Raw genomic sequence first — 16287 nt, forward strand, 5'->3', positions numbered from 1 at the left:
GGACAATGAGGAGGAAAGGGGAGAACCCACTCCTTTCCACTCTCAATGTATAGCGCACCGGGGGGCTTGCCACAAGACCCGGGTCATCCTGCAGAATCGTCGGCCGAGGCCAGAGCCTGCGAAAACAGAGGGATACGAAGTGCGCATGGCGTTGTCGGCGCATGGGTCGCGCGGGAACGTCGAACCGGTGGCACCCACGATGCGACTACCGCAACCCGGCACGCGGCTACGGGTGTGCGCGCCGCCGGACAGGGAGTTCACGGAGCCGCCCGCCGGTGCGGTTCATCCCCCCTACCACGCGCGACAGCCCAAGCGTCATCAGATCGGAGCAAACTACGTGAAACCGCTGACCACCAGCGCGTTCGACCTTCCTGACCACCTCTCCCCCAAGGCCGACCCGGCGCTGATCGCCGGCGACGAGCAGCACTTCGCGGCCATCGCGGACAGCCTCGAACGGTCGATCGCCGACCTGTCCGACCGTCTCGACGCCGAGCGCAAGGCGCCCGGCGGCAAGGGCCGGCAGGTGCTGGACCGGGACCTGGAGATCCACCGGCTGACCGCCCGGCTGCGCGCGCTGCGCCGCTTCGGCCTGGACCTGTGCCTGGGGCACATGGTCGGCGCGGACGACCCCGAGCCCGTGTACATCGGACGGCTCGGCCTCACCGACAGCGCGGGCCGCCGGCTGCTGCTCGACTGGCGCTCCCCCGCGGCCGAGCCGTTCTTCGGAGCCACCCACGCCAACCCGATGGGGCTGGCGAGCCGCCGCAGGTATCGCTGGACCCGCGGCAGGATCAGCGACTACTGGGACGAGGTGTTCACCTCGGACGGGTTCGAAGGGCACGCCGCGCTCGACGACCAGTCCGCCTTCATCGCCAGCCTGGGCGGCAACCGGTCGCCCCGGATGCGGGACGTGCTCGCCACCATCCAGGCCGACCAGGACGCCATCATCCGCGCGGGATCGCGCGGCGCTCTCGTCGTCGACGGCGGTCCGGGCACGGGCAAGACCGTCGTGGCTCTGCACCGCTCCGCCTACCTCCTCTACTCCGACCCTCGCCTGGGTCACCGCCGGGGCGGCGTGCTGTTCGTCGGCCCGCACCAGCCCTACCTGGCCTACGTCGCCGACGTCCTGCCCAGCCTCGGAGAGGAGGGCGTGCGGACCTGCACCCTGCGAGACCTCGTCGCCGAGGGAGCCTCGGCGGCGGTCGAGGCCGACCCGGAGGTGGCCCTGCTGAAGTCGTCCGCGGACCTGGTGAGGGCGATCGAGCCGGCCGTCAGGTTCTACGAGAACCCGCCCGGCAAGGGGATGACGGTCACGACCCCCTGGTCCGACATCTGGCTGAGCGCCGAGGACTGGGCCGAGGCGTTCGCGGCCCCGGAGCCCGGTACTCCGCACAACGAGGCGCGCGACCGGATCTGGGAGGAACTGCTCACGATCCTGACGGACAAGCACGAGGGCGAGGTCTCGGCCGACCTGCTGCGCAGGTCGCTGCTGCGGGACAGGGAGCTGCTCACGACCTTCAACCGCGCCTGGCCGCTGATCGAGGCGGCCGACCTCGTCGGGGACCTGTGGTCGGTACCGGCCTACCTGCGGATGTGCGCCCCCTGGCTCAGCCCCGACGACCTTCGGAGGCTGCGGCGTGAGGACGCCCAGGCCTGGACGGTGTCCGACCTGCCGTTCCTGGACGCGGCCCGGCAGCGGCTCGGCGACCCGGAGACGGCGCGACGCAGGCGCCGCCACGAGGCCGCCGTCGCCACCGAACGCGAGCACATGGCCACCGTCGTCGACGCCCTGCTCGAGGCCGACGACGACGGCGAGGGGGCGGTGACGATGCTGCGCGGACAGGACATGAAGGACGCCCTGGCCGATCAGGCCGCGCCGCCCGGCACCGAACCGGACCTGCTCGCCGGCCCGTTCGCGCACATCGTCGTGGACGAGGCGCAGGAGCTGACCGACGCGGAGTGGCAGATGCTGCTGCTGCGCTGCCCGTCCCGGAGCTTCACCGTCGTCGGGGACCGCGCCCAGGCCAGGCGCGGGTTCACCGAGTCGTGGCGGGAACGGCTCGAGCGGATCGGGCTCGACCGGATCGAGCTCGCCTCCCTGAGCGTCAACTACCGGACGCCTCAGGAGATCATGGCGGAAGCCGAGCCGGTCATCCGGGCCGTGCTCCCGGACGCCAACGTTCCCACCTCCATCCGCAGCAGCGACGTCCCCGTCGTCCACGGATCCGCTGCGGATCTGGGCTCGATCCTCGACGCCTGGCTCGCCGCGCACGCCGACGGGATCGCCTGTGTCATCGGCGATCCCACGTTCCGGGCGACGTCCCGCGTCCGGTCGCTGACCCCTGAGCTGTCGAAGGGGCTCGAGTTCGACCTGGTCGTCCTCGTCGACCCGGAGGCGTTCGGCCCGGGCATCGAGGGAGCGGTCGACCGCTATGTCGCCATGACCCGGGCGACCGGGCGACTCGTCATCCTCACGAGTTCCTGACGTCGGCCGCACCCGCTACGGCGAGGCCGCCGCGCCGCCGCGGTCGTGAACAGCACCGCGAGGACACCGCCCGGGACAGGGAACTAGTGGTGGCCATGGGGCCAATGGTGGTGGTGGCCGGGCCAGGGATGGTGGTGATGGTGGTGGCCGGGCCAGGGATGGTGGTGATGGTGGTGGCCGGGCCAGGGGTGATGGTGATGGTGGTGGCCGGGCCAGGGGTGATGGTGGTGGTGGCCAGGCGGGGGATCGCTCAGAAGTAGGTGTACCTGAGCGGCTTCCCGGACTGTCGCGCTCGCCCCGGCGGGCTGAGCCGACATCGCCATGGCGATGATGAAACCGGAAGCCGTCAACGCGCCGGCGGCGAGAGCCTGTTTGAACATGAAAGATCACTCCGTGTCTGAGGTCGGGCCCGGCCTGCTTCCGCGGCTGACAACGCGCCAATGCAGTTTCGGGAAATATGTTGAATCGACGTCACGTAAAACGCTAGTTCCCGGACATCCGGACGTTCACCCCATATAACACAAAGCCTTGGTCCGGGATCATCACCGAGAAGAAATCCGGGGGGCGGCACAGGGGCGGAGGCCATAGGCCCAACCTCGGCAACGAACCTGACTTAAGCCCTGATATCCGGGCAAATAAGAACGAGTAGAACCAGTCCTTCACCCTGGTATCCACTTGTCGATACCGGCGGCCCATTGAATCAACGACAATGCCGCATATCACCATATTGTTAAGACCTGGCGAGATAAGGGCCGAGATCGACGCCACCCGGGCCGAGCCGGCCGCGGACGTGGAGCGTCTCGCCGACCGCACCGGCGCGGATCGCGCGGCGCCGTACCGACAACGTGCGCCGGCGCCTGCGGTCGGTGCGCGAGCGGGTGACGGGGACGCCCTCCCACGCCGCCCACGCGGTCGGCCGGCAGGCGTCGTACGCCGCGGACAGCGTGCGCGACACGGCCTCCGGCGCCGCCGGCACCGTCAAGCACGGTGCCCAGCAGGTCAAGGAGACCGCCCCGGAGGCCGCGCACCGAACGGGCGACCACGCTCGCGAGCAGGCCCGGCAGGTGGGCGAACACGCCCGCTCCACCACCGGTCACCAGTAGGAACGGATCCGGCCACCGCCGCCCCCGTCCTCGGGGGCGGCGGTGACCCCGAGGCAGGCGGTTTCCCCCACCGGACCGCGAGGGCCGAATGGACGCCGCCTGAAACAACCCGGACAATGATCCGGTTGGCACAGGGCGTGACCGCAAGGAGGTGGCGTCGTGCCGGGTGATCGAGTCACGCCGCAGGTGCAGAGCTGGCGTCTGGGGCCGGTGCGGGTGCTGCGCGTCATCGGTGAGCTGGACGCCGTGACGGTCCCGGGCGTCGCGGTGAAGCTCGATGAGGCACTGCTCACCTTCGACGACCTGTCTTTGGTCGTCGACCTCACCCAGGTGACCTTCATCGCCTCGGTCGGGGTGGGCGCCCTGGTGGAGATGCGGCGAGAGGTCCACCGGCGCCAGGGGCGCCTGATCGTGGTCCTTCCCCCGCAGGGGCGTGCGCGCCGTCTCTTCGTGTTGACGCGCATGGTGGATCACTTCGAGGTTCGCCTGACCCTGTCCGAGGCGGTGAGCGCCCTGCGACAGCAGGACCCGAGCCCCCTTCTCGAAGAGGGGATGAGGCCGGATCAGGAGCCGACACCGCCGCCGACGCCGATCCCGGGAGGCCCCGCCGGCTGAACCGGCCCGGCGCCGGCGGCATCGGTGATCTCCTAGGCGGGCACCACGACGGGAGTTCCGGCGACCGGGTCGGAAACCATCCAGCGCGGCGGCGGCCACGCCGCCGGTGGCCGGGCCCAGCAGCCGGTTGGCGACGGGCCCCGCGACGAGCGCGACGAAGACCAGGGGCCCGGCCGCCGCGACGGCCAGCGCGACCAGGACCACGGCGGTGGCCAGCAGGACGGCGCGGGCGAGCTCGGTGGGCACGCCCAGTCCTCGCGCGGCGCCGTCACCGAGTTCGAGCACGCGAAGCTGCCGTTGCAGCAGCGTCGACAGGGGCAGCAGGACGGCCAGCGCGACGAGCAGCAACCGCAGCTCGGTGTCGCCGGCCTGCCCGACCGAGCCGGTCAGCCAGTGCATCGCCTGGCGCGCCTCGAACAGCTGGGCGCGGGTCAGCACGAACCCGGTGAGGCCCTCGAAGAAGGCCGCCGCGCCGATGCCGATCAGGACGAAGCGGTAGCCGCTCACCCCGTCGCGCCAGGCGAGCACGTACATCAGCAGCGCGGCCACGATGGCCCCGCCCAACGCGAGCCCGGTGATGGCGATCCCGCCGACCTTCAGGTCCCCGGGGGCGCCCGCGACCCGGCCGAGCACGTCGGCCAGCAGCAGCACGACGGGCGCCAGCAGCATCGAGTACGGCAGGACCCAGCGGTGGTCCGGGCCGCAGAGCGCCCGCGCCAGGTGCGGCACCACCAGCCCGATGAACACGATCGGCCCGCAGGCCGCCGTGGCCGCGCCGGCGAGTATCGCGACGAGCCCCAGGACCGGGGCCCGCCGTGTCGAAAGCGTGCTGGGCATCGAAGGGGATCAGTCGCCGAGGTTCTCGTCAGCGACCTTGACCGCCTCGGTGAGCTTGTCCACCTCGGTGGCGAAGTCGCCGAACGTGTGCAGCCAGTACGCCGGCCACGCCGCCACCGCACCGGCCTTGGCCGCCTTGAACTTGAACCAGGTGGGCTGCTTCCTGCCCCACTCGGCGTTGGCCGTGGGCGTGAAGGACCTGCCGTCCCACAGGATCAGGTCAGGCTGGTACTTGTCGGCGTTCTCCCAGCTGAGGTTCTCCCAGTAGGGGAAACCCGCGTCCGGCTTGGCGGGATTGATCACCTTCAGGCCCCAGCGCTGGAAGTCCAGCAGCTCGGGCGCGTACTCGGGGTTGGCGGCGTACAGCTTGTCGTCGGCGGGCGACATGCCGAGGGCCGTCAGTCCGGGCTTGTCCGCGACCGCCGCCTTGAACCTCTCGACCGACTCCTCGAAACGCTTCTTGTTCGCGGCGATCTCGGGAGCGTCCACCTTGGCGCCCAGGCTCTTGGCGAGGCTCTCGTGCCCCTCGGCCAGGTCCTCGATGGACCTGCCCCGGGAGACGCCCACCACCGGAGCCGGCTCGGCGAGCTTCTTGCTCTTCTCGTCGACCCCAAAACCGCCGGACCGCTACGACGAGCGCCGGGGCGCCGAGAGGGGCACCGGGACGGGCGCCGTCACAGCGACGGTCACGGCCCGCTCGCGAACTCCCCGGCACGTTCCAGGAGGGCACGGACCTCCTCGGCCTCCGGAACACCGAGCTCCCGGTAGAGACGCAAAGCCAGCCGCCCGTGCTCCCCGGCCTGCCCCGAGCGCCCGAGCGCGAGATGGGCACGCGCGAGCCCGTCGTGAGCGCGCGCCCGCTCCGGCCGGTTACGCGTCACGTCGGCGAGCGCGAGCGCGGCCGCGTGCTCCTCGGCCGCCCGCGCCGGGTCGCCCGCCGCCTCGGCCAGCCCGTTGAGCGCGGCCGCCTCGTCGGCGGCGTTGCCGAGCCTGCGGTAAAGGGCCGCCGCCTGCTCATGGCGCATCCGTGCCTGGCCGAACTCGCCCTGGTGGCGCAGAACGACACCGAGATGGTTGAGGATCACCGCCTCCCCGGCGGGATTGCCGACCTTGCGATGGAGCGCCAGCGCCAGATCGAGATGGCGCCGGGCCTCCTGCGGGCGGCCGGCCCGATCGAGGACGAGGGCGAGGATGCCCAGCACGTGAGCCTCCCCCCAGGTGTCGGCACCGATCCGGGTCAGGTCGAGCGCCTGCTTGAGGTACTGCTCCGCCCGCTCGTCCCGCCGCCGCAGGGCCACGTTGCCCAGGGTGAGCAGCGCCCGCGCCCGTTCGCGGGCCTCCTCGCACACCTCGAGAGCCTGGTGGGCGTGCTCCTGCGCCCGCTCGTACTCGCCGAGCCGCCAGTGGGTCCACGCCAGGTCGGTGAGCGCTCGCGCCTGAACCGCGCGGTCGCCGAGCGTGCGGCTGCGCTGGAGCGTCAGGGTGTGGAGCGTGAGCGCGTCGTCGTGGTGCGCCTGCCGGTCGAGGAAGGGGCGCATCGTCAGAGCCAGGAGACCCAGACAGATCTCGGGCCCGTGGACGGCGGTCGCGATGATGTTGGCACGCTCGGCGTCGAGCCAGGCGAGCGCCTCCGCGGCGTCACGGACGGGCGCGATCGGAGCGGCCGGCTGGGGAATGCCCTCCCGCTGAGCGACGCTGTCGGGGAAGAGACGGTCCATCGCCGCCCGGGAGCGGTGCAGGTAGTAGGCGAGCAGCCGCATGACGGCACCGTCGTCCTCGGCGATCGAGCGGGCGTGCTCTCGCAGCAGGTCGTGAAAGGTGTAGCGGCCCGGTTCGAGCTGCAGGAGCATGTGGGCGTCGAGAAGACCCTCGAGAAGCTCCTCCGCCTCCTCCTGCGAGATCCCCGCCAGCGCGGCCGCGCCGCACGGATCGATATCGCGGCCCGGCACCAGCCCGAGCAGGCGGAACATGCGCTGCTCGGCCTCGTCCAACTGCTCGTACGACAGGGCGAAGGCCGCCGACACCCCGTCCAGAAGCCGGCGATGCTCCCGCAGCCGGCCCGCCAGGTAGGACACGCTCCAGCGCGGCCGGTGCTGCAGGCGGGCAGCCGAGATCCGGATGGCGAGCGGCAGGTACCCGCACAACCGCAACACCTCACGTACGGCCTCCGGCTCACGGCGGGCGCGCTCACCCACGATCCGCCCGAACAGCCCGGCGGCGTCCTCCTGCCCCAGCACGTCGACCGACAGGGCGTGGGCGCCGTCCAGATCGACGAGCCGCCTCCTGCTGGTGATCAGAACGAGGGTGTCGGAACGCCCCGGCAGCAAAGGACGCACGTGCTCGGCGTCGAAGGCGTTGTCCAGCACGACCAGCACGCGGCGATCGGCCAGCTCGGCACGCCACAGAGCGCTCCGCTCGACCGACGTGACCGGAATACGGTCGGCGGGCACCCCGAGCTGGCGAAGGAGGGCCTCCAGCGCGGCGGAGGCCTCGATCGGCTCCCGGCCGGCGGTGTGCGCCTGCAGATCGATGAACAGCCGCCCGTCCGGATGGCGGGCGGCCAGCCGGTGGGCCGCGTGGACGGCGAGCGCGGTCTTACCGATCCCGGCCATGCCGTCGATCGTGACGACCCCCGGCCCTCGATACTCGCCCACGAGCCGCTCCAGCTCGACATTCCGTCCGGAGAAATCGGAAATGTCATAAGGCAAGAAGGTGGAGCGACGCGGCGAGCCGGAAGCCTCCGCCACCGCCGCCACCGCCGGCACCGCACCGGCCGGCCGCAAGGCCGGATCATCCGCCAGGACCGCCCGCTCCAGCTCGACGAAGGCACGCCCAGGATCGAGCCCCTGGTCCTGCGCCAGAGCCGCGCGATAGGAACGCGCCGCCGCCAGGGCGTCGGCCTGCCGCCCCGCCCGGTGCAAGGCCAGGACGAGGTGGCCGTTGAGCCTCTCACGAAGCGGAGCGGCGCTCACCTGAGCGGCGAGCTCGTCGAGCAGGCCGCCGTGCCGCCCGGCGGCGAGCTCGGCCTCCACCAGGCGCTCGTACGCCGACAGCCGCCGGTTGCTCCAGAGCTCCCGGGCACCGCCGACATAGTGCGCGTGCACATCCTCCAGCGCCTCGCCACTCCACAGATCCAGAGCCCCGCGCAGCCGGCCCGCGGCCACCAGCTCGGTGAACTCCCGCGCGTCGAGCTGGCCGGGCTCGGGCTGCGCGATGTAGCCACCGGCACGCGTCTCGAGAAGCCCTGCCGCTCCCACGCCGCGCAGCACCTTGCGAATCGCGGTGACCGAGGCGTGGATCTGCGATCGGGCGGTGTCCGGCCGATCGTGACCCCACATCGCCTCGATCAAACGCTCGATGCCGATCACCCGGCCGCCGTTGAGCAGAAGATAGGCCAAAACAGCCCGATGACGTGGGGCGATACCCCTCACAGGCACACCGTCGACGAGCACCTGGACGGGACCGAGCAGGGTGAAACGCAGCATCGTCCCTCCAACAACGTCGCATCGCGCGCGCATAGCGAATGTATCAATCCGGGCAGCCACTCTGATCTCACACGAACCGAGACGAAGGAAACACCATGGAAGCCCGCATGAAGAACCCCGCCACGCTCATCCCCGCCGCCGGCCGGCCCATCCAGGAACTGATGAAGGCCGCCCAGTCGCAGGGCCTGCCCTCAGAACTCATGGAGATGATCCACCTGCGGGTCAGCCAGATCAACGGCTGCAGCTTCTGCGTCGACGCCGGTCTGAAGAACCTGCGCAAGCTCGGCGAGAGCGACGAGCGCATCGGCCTGGTCACCGCCTGGCGCGAGGCCCCGTACTACACCGACGCCGAGCGGGCCGCGCTGGAGCTGGCGGAGGCCTCGACCCGGCTGGCCGACCGCGACGACGCCGTCTCCGACGAGGTCTGGAACAACGCCGCCGACCACTTCGACGAGCGGCAGCTGGCCTCGATCCTGTTGATGGCCGCCGTCACCAACCTCTTCAACCGCCTGAACGCCCCGATCCGGCAGATCGCCGGCAGCTGGTGAGCATCGGCCCGCGCGCACAGGAGGCACCGACATGTCCGTCGCCCGCTCACACCGCTACTCCGTCGCCGACGCCGACACCGAGGAGTTCCTGGCCCGCCGGAGCTCGCTGATCGCGACCGTCCGGGAGGGACATCCCGGGCTCACCCGCACCGTGCTGATCCACCTCGAGGACGGCACCTACACCGACACCTGGTACTGGGCGACCGCCGAGCAGATGGGCGCCGCGCTGGCCGCCCTGCCCACCTTCCCGGAGGCGCCGCTGACCATGGCCCTCACCAAGGACGGCACCACCCTGAACGGCCACGTCGTCGACGAGCGCTGAGACCTGCCGGCGGCCGGCTCCCGGAGCCCCTGACCGAGCCCCGGCTCCTCTCCCGGTCACGCCGGTCACGCCGGTCATGTCGGCCGCGCCGCGGGCGCCTCGGGAGAAGGAGCCGGTCGCCGACGAGCCGGTCAGGCCCAGGGGTCGAAGGGGATGCCGCCGGGCCTGGCGCGCGAGAGGAGGTCCCCGAACCTGCCATCGTTGATCTTGATGGTCGCGGAGCCGAAGTTCGCGTTCATCAGCCTGTCGCGCAGCCCGGTGCCCGGCCAGCCGTTCCAGTCCACCAGCGGAGGGTGGCGCCAGTCGCCGTAGTGGTTCTCCGGCGGCTCGTCATTGCCGTTGGCGAGCCGGAAGAAGTGCGTGGACGCCCCGTCCTTGTGGTAGACGACCTTGGGGTGCGACCCGTCGAAGCGCACCTGCGAGCGCGGGTAGGTCACGACGCCGCCGTGTTGCGTGGTCGAAAGATACTCCACCCGGTCGGAGGCCTGGTCGACCCAGGAGATGACGTGTTCCCAGTCGTGACGGTGGCCGCCGAGGCTGATGCCGGGCAGCGCCTGGTCCTTCTCGAAGTAGCTGGCGTACACGATGGCGCACCAGCCGTTGTTGCACTTGGAACGGGCGTAGGTCTGCGAGTTGTCCAGGTCCGAGCGGTCGCGGCAGTTGCCGTTGACCGCGCCGGTCGGGTTCAGCCCCGTAGCGAGGGTCCCGTCCGGCCCGATGGCGGGGGTGGCGTAGCAGCCGTCGCCGTCGTAGTCGTAGGCCGGCGAGAACGAGGCCTCGTACCCTCCGGCCGACTGGGGCAGGTTGTGCGGCGGCTCGGCGTGGGCCGCCGACGCGGGGATCACGACCCCCAGGGCGGTGGCGCCGAGCACGATCCCGAGCCGGGAACGCCCGCGCGTGAAGAACGCGGTGAAGGACACGGGGAAGAGCGCGGGGAAGGACGCGCTCCTCCGCGACCCGGTCGCCGGTTTCGATACCCTCGCGGTGGACGTGAATGACGACAGCTTTCGCATTCTTCCGCTTTCTCGAAGGACTGGCTTCCTGACCTGACAGCGCGCCGGCGCGGTGCTCGCACCGGCGGCGTTGTCCGCACCGACGTGAGCACGCCTCGCACTTTCACGGCACCACGGAACCGACGCTTGATCAAGATCTTCGTGGCAGATGACGCCGACATGTATCGGCGACGGGCGAAAGGTGAACCACGCGCGAAAGCTCATGAACGCCCGCCCCCGGACCGCACACCGCCACGAGCCGCACCGTGGACCGGCTCCCTCATCAGCAGGCCGCGCCCATCGTTTCGAGGAGGCCGGGTGGACGCGTCAGCTGTCGTACTTCGGCGGGTGGGACGCGCACAGGGGACCTGGGACCTCGAAGGCCTGCCCTCGCGACGTGCCGGCCGGCAGGGGGCGCGTACGCCGCCGCCCGGTGACCGGCGTGACCGGTGATCAGCGGCGTCGTCGCGCCGCGTCGAGCAGGGCGGGCGGCGTGTCGAACTTCTCGTGTGCGGCGAGGTCGACGCCGGGAGCGACGATCTCGTCGATCGCGTCGAGCACGTCGGCCGAGAGCACGGTGTCCGCGGCGGCGAGCTGGGAGCGCAGGTGGTCCATGGTGCGGGGGCCGATGATCGCGCTGGTCACGGCGGGGTGCGCGGTGACGAACCCGAGCGCGAGCTGGATCATCGTCAGACCGGCCTCGTCGGCGACCGCGGCCAGCCGCTCGACGGCATCGAGCCTGGCCCGGTTGGCGGGGACGGCGGTGTCGAAGCGCTCCGGCATGAACGCCGAGCGGCTGGTGGTGATCTCCCGGCCCTCGCGGATCGCGCCCGACAGCCAGCCCGAGGCCAGCGGGCTCCACGCCAGCACGCCGAGCCCGTACTGCTCGGTCACGGGCAGGACGTGGGCCTCGATCCCCCGCTGCAGGATCGAGTAGCTGGGCTGCTCGGTGACGTAACGGCTCAGGTGGTTCTCCCGGGCGGCCCACTCGGCCTGCACGATGCGGTACGCGGGGAACGTCGAGGAGCCGAAGTAGCGGATCTTTCCCGCGCGCTGCAGGTCGGTCAGCGCCGACAGGGTCTCCTCGTCGCCGGTGTCCGGATCCCACCGGTGGATCTGGTAGAGGTCGACATGGTCGACGTCCAGACGGCGCAGGCTGTCGTCCAGCCCGGTGACCAGCCAGCGGCGCGAGCCGCCCCGATGGTTGCGCTCGGCGCCCATCGGCATGCCCGCCTTCGTGGCCAGGACGATGTCGTCGCGGCGGCCGGCGATGGCCTTGCCGACCATCTCCTCCGACTCGCCCTGGCTGTACATGTCGGCGGTGTCGATGAGGTTGATCCCCGCCTCCAGCGCGGCGTCGACCATGGCGGTGACCTCGTCCTGGGTGGTGCGCCCGATCCGGCCGAAGTTCATCGCGCCGAGCGCGAGGGTGCTGACCTGCACGCCGGTGCGGCCCAAGGTGCGGTACTGCATGACTGTTCCTCCTGGGAAGGTGAAGGGAGCGCGCGATGCCCGGCTTGGTGATGGCTCGCCTCTTCTGGCATCCTGAACAAGCGGAACGGTGTTCCGATAACCAATATACGGAACACGGTTCCGTTTGCCAAACGGAACGACGAAGGGAGCGGCGCGGTGGCCGACATCGACAGCGGATCAGGGTCGCCGGCCCCGCGGAAGCGGGCCGACGCCCGGCGCAACGAGGAGACGTTGCTGGACGCGGCCGCCGCCGCTTTCGTCGCCTCCGGCGTCGATGTTCCCGTACGCGACATCGCGGCCAGGGCCGGCGTCGGCGTCGGCACCATCTACCGCCACTTCCCGACGCGGGCCGACCTCATCGTCGCCGTCTACCGCCACCAGGTCGAGGCATGCGCCGAGGCCGGCCCGGCACTGCTGGCCGGCAGCGGCACACCGCACGCCGCCCTGGCACGATGGATCGACCTCTTCGTCGACTTCCTGGTCACCAAGCACGGCCTCGCCGAGGCACTGCAATCCAACGACGCCGCCTTCGCGACCCTGCACGCCTATTTCCTCGACCGCCTCGTCCCCGTGTGCGCCCGGCTGCTCGACGCCGCCGCCGCGGCGGGCGAGACCCTCCCCGGCATGGACGCCTACCAACTGCTGCGCGGCGTCGGCAACCTCTGCATCGGCGCCCAGAACGACCCCCGCTACGACGCACGTCGCATGGTCACGCTCCTCATCGCGGGACTGCGCCTCCACCAGGGAGAAGCCGCGCGCCGCGAGACGCCGGCCGCGCGGCCGTCCGGGGCATCGTCACCGCCGGTGAGCGGCCTTCTCGCCGACGGCGTCGACGACGCCCGAGCCGGACGTCCACTGTCCTGATCGCGCATCGCGGATCGTGCGCCGGAAGCATCACCCCCTGACCTAAATGCGTTGGCGTCCTGGACCTCGAGCGGACTAGCGTTGGCCTCCGTCATGCGCAGGAGGACGTGCCCCGCCTGCGCCTGCGAGTCAACAGGTTGGAGATCCGGGATGCCCGCTCAGCTCGTCGCGCTCTGCTTCGACGCGAACGACCCGCTCCGCCTCGCGCGCTTCTGGGCCGCAGTCCTGGGCTGGGAACCGGCCGACGACCCCCACGACGCCATCACGCTCCTGCCGAACGATGACACCGGGTTCCGGATCCGATGCCTTGCGAGCCGGGAGAAGAAGACCGGCCCGAACCAGATGCACTTCGACCTGACGAGCACGTCCCTGCAGGACCAGCGGCACACGGTGGCCAGGGCACTCGAACTCGGCGCGCGGCACATCGACGTCGGGCAACGCCCGGAAGAGGATCACGTCGTGCTCGCCGACCCCGAGGGCAACGAGTTCTGCGTCATCGGGCCGGACAACGAATTCCTCGCCGACTGCGGATTCGTCGGGGCGCTCGCGTGCGACGGTTCGCAGCAGGTCGGATACTTCTGGAGCCAGGCGCTGGGCTGGCCGCTGGTCTGGGACCAGGACCAGGAGACCGCGATCCGCTCACCGCACGGCGGCCCGAAGATCACCTGGGGCGGTCCGCCCGTGGCGCCGAAGACCGGCAAGAACAGGCTGCACTTCGACCTCGCCCCGCCCGCGCACGATGATCAGCAAGCGGAGGTCGACCGTCTCGTCTCCCTCGGAGCGACGCGAATCGACATCGGCCGGCACGAGGCCGGCCAGGTGGTGATGGCCGACCCCGACGGCAACGAGTTCTGTCTCCTCACCCCCCGCTAGCGTGACCGGCCCCGCAAACGGCGCGCCTGCGATCCACTTCGGTCACGGGTACGCCATCCGATCGGCCGGGACCGCCCCTGGCCGCCAAAGGCGCTCGCCGACTCGCCCGTTCAGCCGGTGACCAGCGTCTCGCCGCGCCTGGCCCGCAGCACCTGCCGGCGCCTGCCGTCCTTGGCCCAGGCCGGGAAGTCAAGCGAACCGGGCTTACGCGCCTGGTAGGCCAGCTGCCAGAGAACGCTCGCGCAAATGGACTCCTTGATCCTCGCGCCAAGGCGGCCCCCGATGTGGAACCGCATCGCGACGTCGTTCCTGTGGGCGAGCTGGAAGACGCCGGCCCGGCGCCCCAGGCTGATGCACTGGGCGACGAACGCCAGGGCGAGAGGCGCCGGCTCCTCGCCCGCGATCCGGCTGAGCACCGTGTCGGCGGCGTGCGGACCCAGCTGGACCGCGGCCTGGCAGCTCATCCGAAACGGCAGGTCCGACGGTGCCGCCGAATCCCCGGCCGCGACGATGCGCACATCGTCCACGCTGGTCAACGTCTCATCCGTGCGCAGCCGGCCCAGAGCGTCGGTGCTCAGCCCGCTGCGACCGGCCAGGTCCGGCACGCCGAAGCCGGCGGTCCAGACGGTCACCGTACTCGGCAACTCGCGGCCGTCGCCGAGCCGCACGGCGTCGCGGGTCACGGCCGTCACCGTCGCGCCGGGGCCGTCGAGCACGCTCACCCCGAGTTCGGCCAGCCGCCTGGCGACCGAGCGCCGGCCCCGCGGATGCAGGTACGGGCCGAGCACCTCGCCGCACACCAGCCTCACGCTACGGCCGGCCTCCGCCAGCTCGGCGGCGACCTCGATACCGGTCGGACCGGCCCCGACCACCGTCACCACGGCCGTGGCGGGAGCGGCGTCGACGACGGGCCGCAGCCGCTGCGCCTCCTCCAGGGTGGCGATCGGATAGGCGAACTCGGCCGCTCCGGGCACGCGCGGATCGGCGCTGCCACTGCCCACCGCGTAGATCAGGTAGTCGTAGCCGACCGTGGCGCCACTCGCCAACGTCACGCTGCGCTCGAAGGCGCGGATCCGCGTCACGGTGTCGACGACCAGCCGCACGCCCCCGGCCAGGACGTCCGCGTAGTCGACGACCGCCTCGTGGGACCCGCCCACCAGCTGGTGCAGGCGGATCCGGTCGACGAAGGCCGGGCGCGGGTTGATCAGGGTCACCGTCACGTCCCCGCGCCGGGTCAGGCGATTGGCCGCCATGACGCCGGCGTATCCGCCGCCGATCACGACCACGTCGGTGTTCTCGGTCATGGTGTCTCCTTCGTTTCCAGAGGTTCGACCACAAGACACCGCGTAATCGATCGTTGTGACAGCACGTGACACAGATCACTCCAGCCGGGCTCCGCACAACATCCGCGCCGGCTTCGACACCCACACCGCGTCGAAGCGGGTTCCCCCGGCGGTGACACCGAGGACCTGCCGCACCCGCCACGGCGCTCTACAGCAGGGGCGAAAGGACGAGCAGGTCGTCGTCGCCGTACTCGAGCCGTGAGGTGACGTCGACGACGCCTTCGAGCAGGCGGATCGCCTGGACGAGCTGGACGACCTGCGAGTGACGTTCGACCGCGCCGTCGAGCGTCACCACGCCGTTCTCGACACCGATGGCCACCTCGGATCCGGCGGCGGTCAGGTCGCGGACGACGGCCTCGGCCTCGGCGCGCAGCTCGGCCTCGGGACGCTCGAAGACGCGCAGCAGGTCCGCTCGGTGCAGGACGCCGGCGAGACGCCCGGTGACCGGATCGATCACCGGGAGCTGCTGGATCTTCCTTTCGTGCATGAGCCGCGCCGCGTCCCGGACGGGCATGCCCGGGGTGGCGGTGATCGCGGGCGAGGTCATCAGGTTCCTGGCCACGACCGCCGCGGCCTTCTCGTGCTCGCGACGGCGGCCGGAACTCTCGAAGATCGAGATGCTGTGACGCACCGCGTCGCTCTCCTTGAGCAGCAGATCGTCCTGGGAGACCACCCCGACCGGACGGCGGTCCGCGTCGACGACCGTCACCGCGCCCACGGCGAAGCGCCTCATCACGGCCACGATGTCGGCGAAACCCGCGTCCTGCCGCACCGCGATGGCGGTACGGCCCATCACGTCGTTCACTGTGATCGACATCTTCTTCTCCTCGGTTTCCGCGAGCCCTTCGAGCGTCCCCGTGATGCGGACGATCGCCACAGCCCGGTGCGCGTGGCGTGAGACGTTCCTTTCCCTCCTCTTCCATCAGACCTCCACCGGACCCTCCGGCCACAGGGCCACAGGTCCCGATCACACCGCGTGAGGACATGGTCTTTCGTCCCCGACGTCCTCGCGGAGCCAACGGGGTGCCGGCGGCCACCTGGAAGCGGGCCGCGCGACCCTCCCCCGTGGCGCGGAACCCGCTGATGCCGGCCGGAACCGCCGTCACGCATCACGTCACACCGATCCGACGAGCCCGAACGCCCGGCGCCACGGCCCCGCGGCGACCGCGAGGCCGTACCCCGGCCCCGTACGCACGGAACCCCTACGCACGAAAAAGGCCCGCTCCCGGTAGGCGCTTCGGCGCTTTCCAGGGGGCGGGCCTTGTGCTGTGGGTGGGGGTGGTTATCGGAGGACGGGGTAGCGGCGCACCAGGGGGGTGGTGGCCCACCAGGTGCCGATGCCCCAGG

Annotated in this window: 11 protein-coding genes and 3 pseudogenes; 7 read left to right on the plus strand and 7 right to left on the minus strand. The window is 71.2% G+C overall.

Translation table 11 applies throughout. The features are described 5' to 3' along the window. The first annotated feature begins 337 nt into the window (after positions 1-337). The 3 genes from helR (at position 338) to ACTOQ1_RS41420 (ending at position 4203) form a co-directional block, all read left to right on the plus strand. Complete coding sequence (gene helR, locus ACTOQ1_RS41410) at positions 338-2485, plus strand: RNA polymerase recycling motor ATPase HelR (RefSeq protein WP_440073892.1); 2148 nt, start codon at positions 338-340, stop codon at positions 2483-2485. An 89-nt stretch (positions 2486-2574) separates the two neighbouring features. Next, complete coding sequence (locus ACTOQ1_RS41415; RefSeq protein WP_440073894.1) at positions 2575-2745, plus strand: hypothetical protein; 171 nt, start codon at positions 2575-2577, stop codon at positions 2743-2745. A gap of 1110 nt (positions 2746-3855) precedes the next feature. Further along, complete coding sequence (locus ACTOQ1_RS41420) at positions 3856-4203, plus strand: STAS domain-containing protein (protein ID WP_440073911.1); 348 nt, start codon at positions 3856-3858, stop codon at positions 4201-4203. Between the two features lie 117 nt (positions 4204-4320). Here the strand turns inward: ACTOQ1_RS41420 and ACTOQ1_RS41425 are convergent. The 3 genes and pseudogenes from ACTOQ1_RS41425 to ACTOQ1_RS41435 form a co-directional block, all read right to left on the minus strand. After that, positions 4321-5040, minus strand: a pseudogene (locus tag ACTOQ1_RS41425) (iron chelate uptake ABC transporter family permease subunit); the annotation flags it as partial. A 9-nt stretch (positions 5041-5049) separates the two neighbouring features. Continuing rightward, a pseudogene (locus tag ACTOQ1_RS41430) lies at positions 5050-5637 on the minus strand (ABC transporter substrate-binding protein); the annotation flags it as partial. A gap of 89 nt (positions 5638-5726) precedes the next feature. After that, positions 5727-8525: a BTAD domain-containing putative transcriptional regulator gene (locus ACTOQ1_RS41435; RefSeq protein ID WP_440073896.1), complete on the minus strand. Its 2799-nt coding sequence runs from the start codon at positions 8523-8525 to the stop codon at positions 5727-5729. Between the two features lie 95 nt (positions 8526-8620). Between ACTOQ1_RS41435 and ACTOQ1_RS41440 the strand changes: the two genes are divergently transcribed. After that, a complete protein-coding gene (locus tag ACTOQ1_RS41440) occupies positions 8621-9073 on the plus strand; it encodes a carboxymuconolactone decarboxylase family protein (RefSeq protein WP_440073898.1) in 453 nt (150 codons plus the stop codon). A gap of 31 nt (positions 9074-9104) precedes the next feature. After that, positions 9105-9395, plus strand: a complete 291-nt coding sequence (locus ACTOQ1_RS41445) for a hypothetical protein (protein ID WP_440073899.1) — start codon at positions 9105-9107, stop codon at positions 9393-9395. Between the two features lie 131 nt (positions 9396-9526). Here the strand turns inward: ACTOQ1_RS41445 and ACTOQ1_RS41450 are convergent, their stop codons facing one another. Both ACTOQ1_RS41450 and ACTOQ1_RS41455 read right to left on the minus strand, forming a co-directional pair. After that, positions 9527-10315: an NPP1 family protein gene (locus ACTOQ1_RS41450; RefSeq protein WP_440073900.1), complete on the minus strand. Its 789-nt coding sequence runs from the start codon at positions 10313-10315 to the stop codon at positions 9527-9529. A gap of 525 nt (positions 10316-10840) precedes the next feature. Next, positions 10841-11860 (minus strand): aldo/keto reductase, encoded by a 1020-nt coding sequence (locus ACTOQ1_RS41455; RefSeq protein ID WP_440073901.1) that lies wholly within the window; start codon positions 11858-11860, stop codon positions 10841-10843. Positions 11861-12025: 165 nt separating this feature from the next. On the opposite strand from ACTOQ1_RS41455, the pseudogene ACTOQ1_RS41460 reads away from it, so the two are divergent. Both ACTOQ1_RS41460 and ACTOQ1_RS41465 read left to right on the plus strand, forming a co-directional pair. After that, positions 12026-12595, plus strand: a pseudogene (locus tag ACTOQ1_RS41460) (TetR/AcrR family transcriptional regulator); the annotation flags it as partial. 279 nt (positions 12596-12874) lie between these two features. Continuing rightward, positions 12875-13597, plus strand: coding sequence for a VOC family protein (locus tag ACTOQ1_RS41465; protein ID WP_440073902.1), 723 nt, complete (start codon positions 12875-12877; stop codon positions 13595-13597). A gap of 110 nt (positions 13598-13707) precedes the next feature. On the opposite strand, the gene ACTOQ1_RS41470 is transcribed toward ACTOQ1_RS41465, so the two are convergent. Next, positions 13708-14901: an NAD(P)/FAD-dependent oxidoreductase gene (locus ACTOQ1_RS41470; protein ID WP_440073904.1), complete on the minus strand. Its 1194-nt coding sequence runs from the start codon at positions 14899-14901 to the stop codon at positions 13708-13710. 187 nt (positions 14902-15088) lie between these two features. Then, positions 15089-15757: a CBS domain-containing protein gene (locus ACTOQ1_RS41475; RefSeq protein ID WP_440073905.1), complete on the minus strand. Its 669-nt coding sequence runs from the start codon at positions 15755-15757 to the stop codon at positions 15089-15091. Positions 15758-16287: the final 530 nt, after the last annotated feature.

This window comes from Streptosporangium sp. OZ121, assembly GCF_051918885.1.
Classification (GTDB): Bacteria; Actinomycetota; Actinomycetes; order Streptosporangiales; family Streptosporangiaceae; genus Streptosporangium.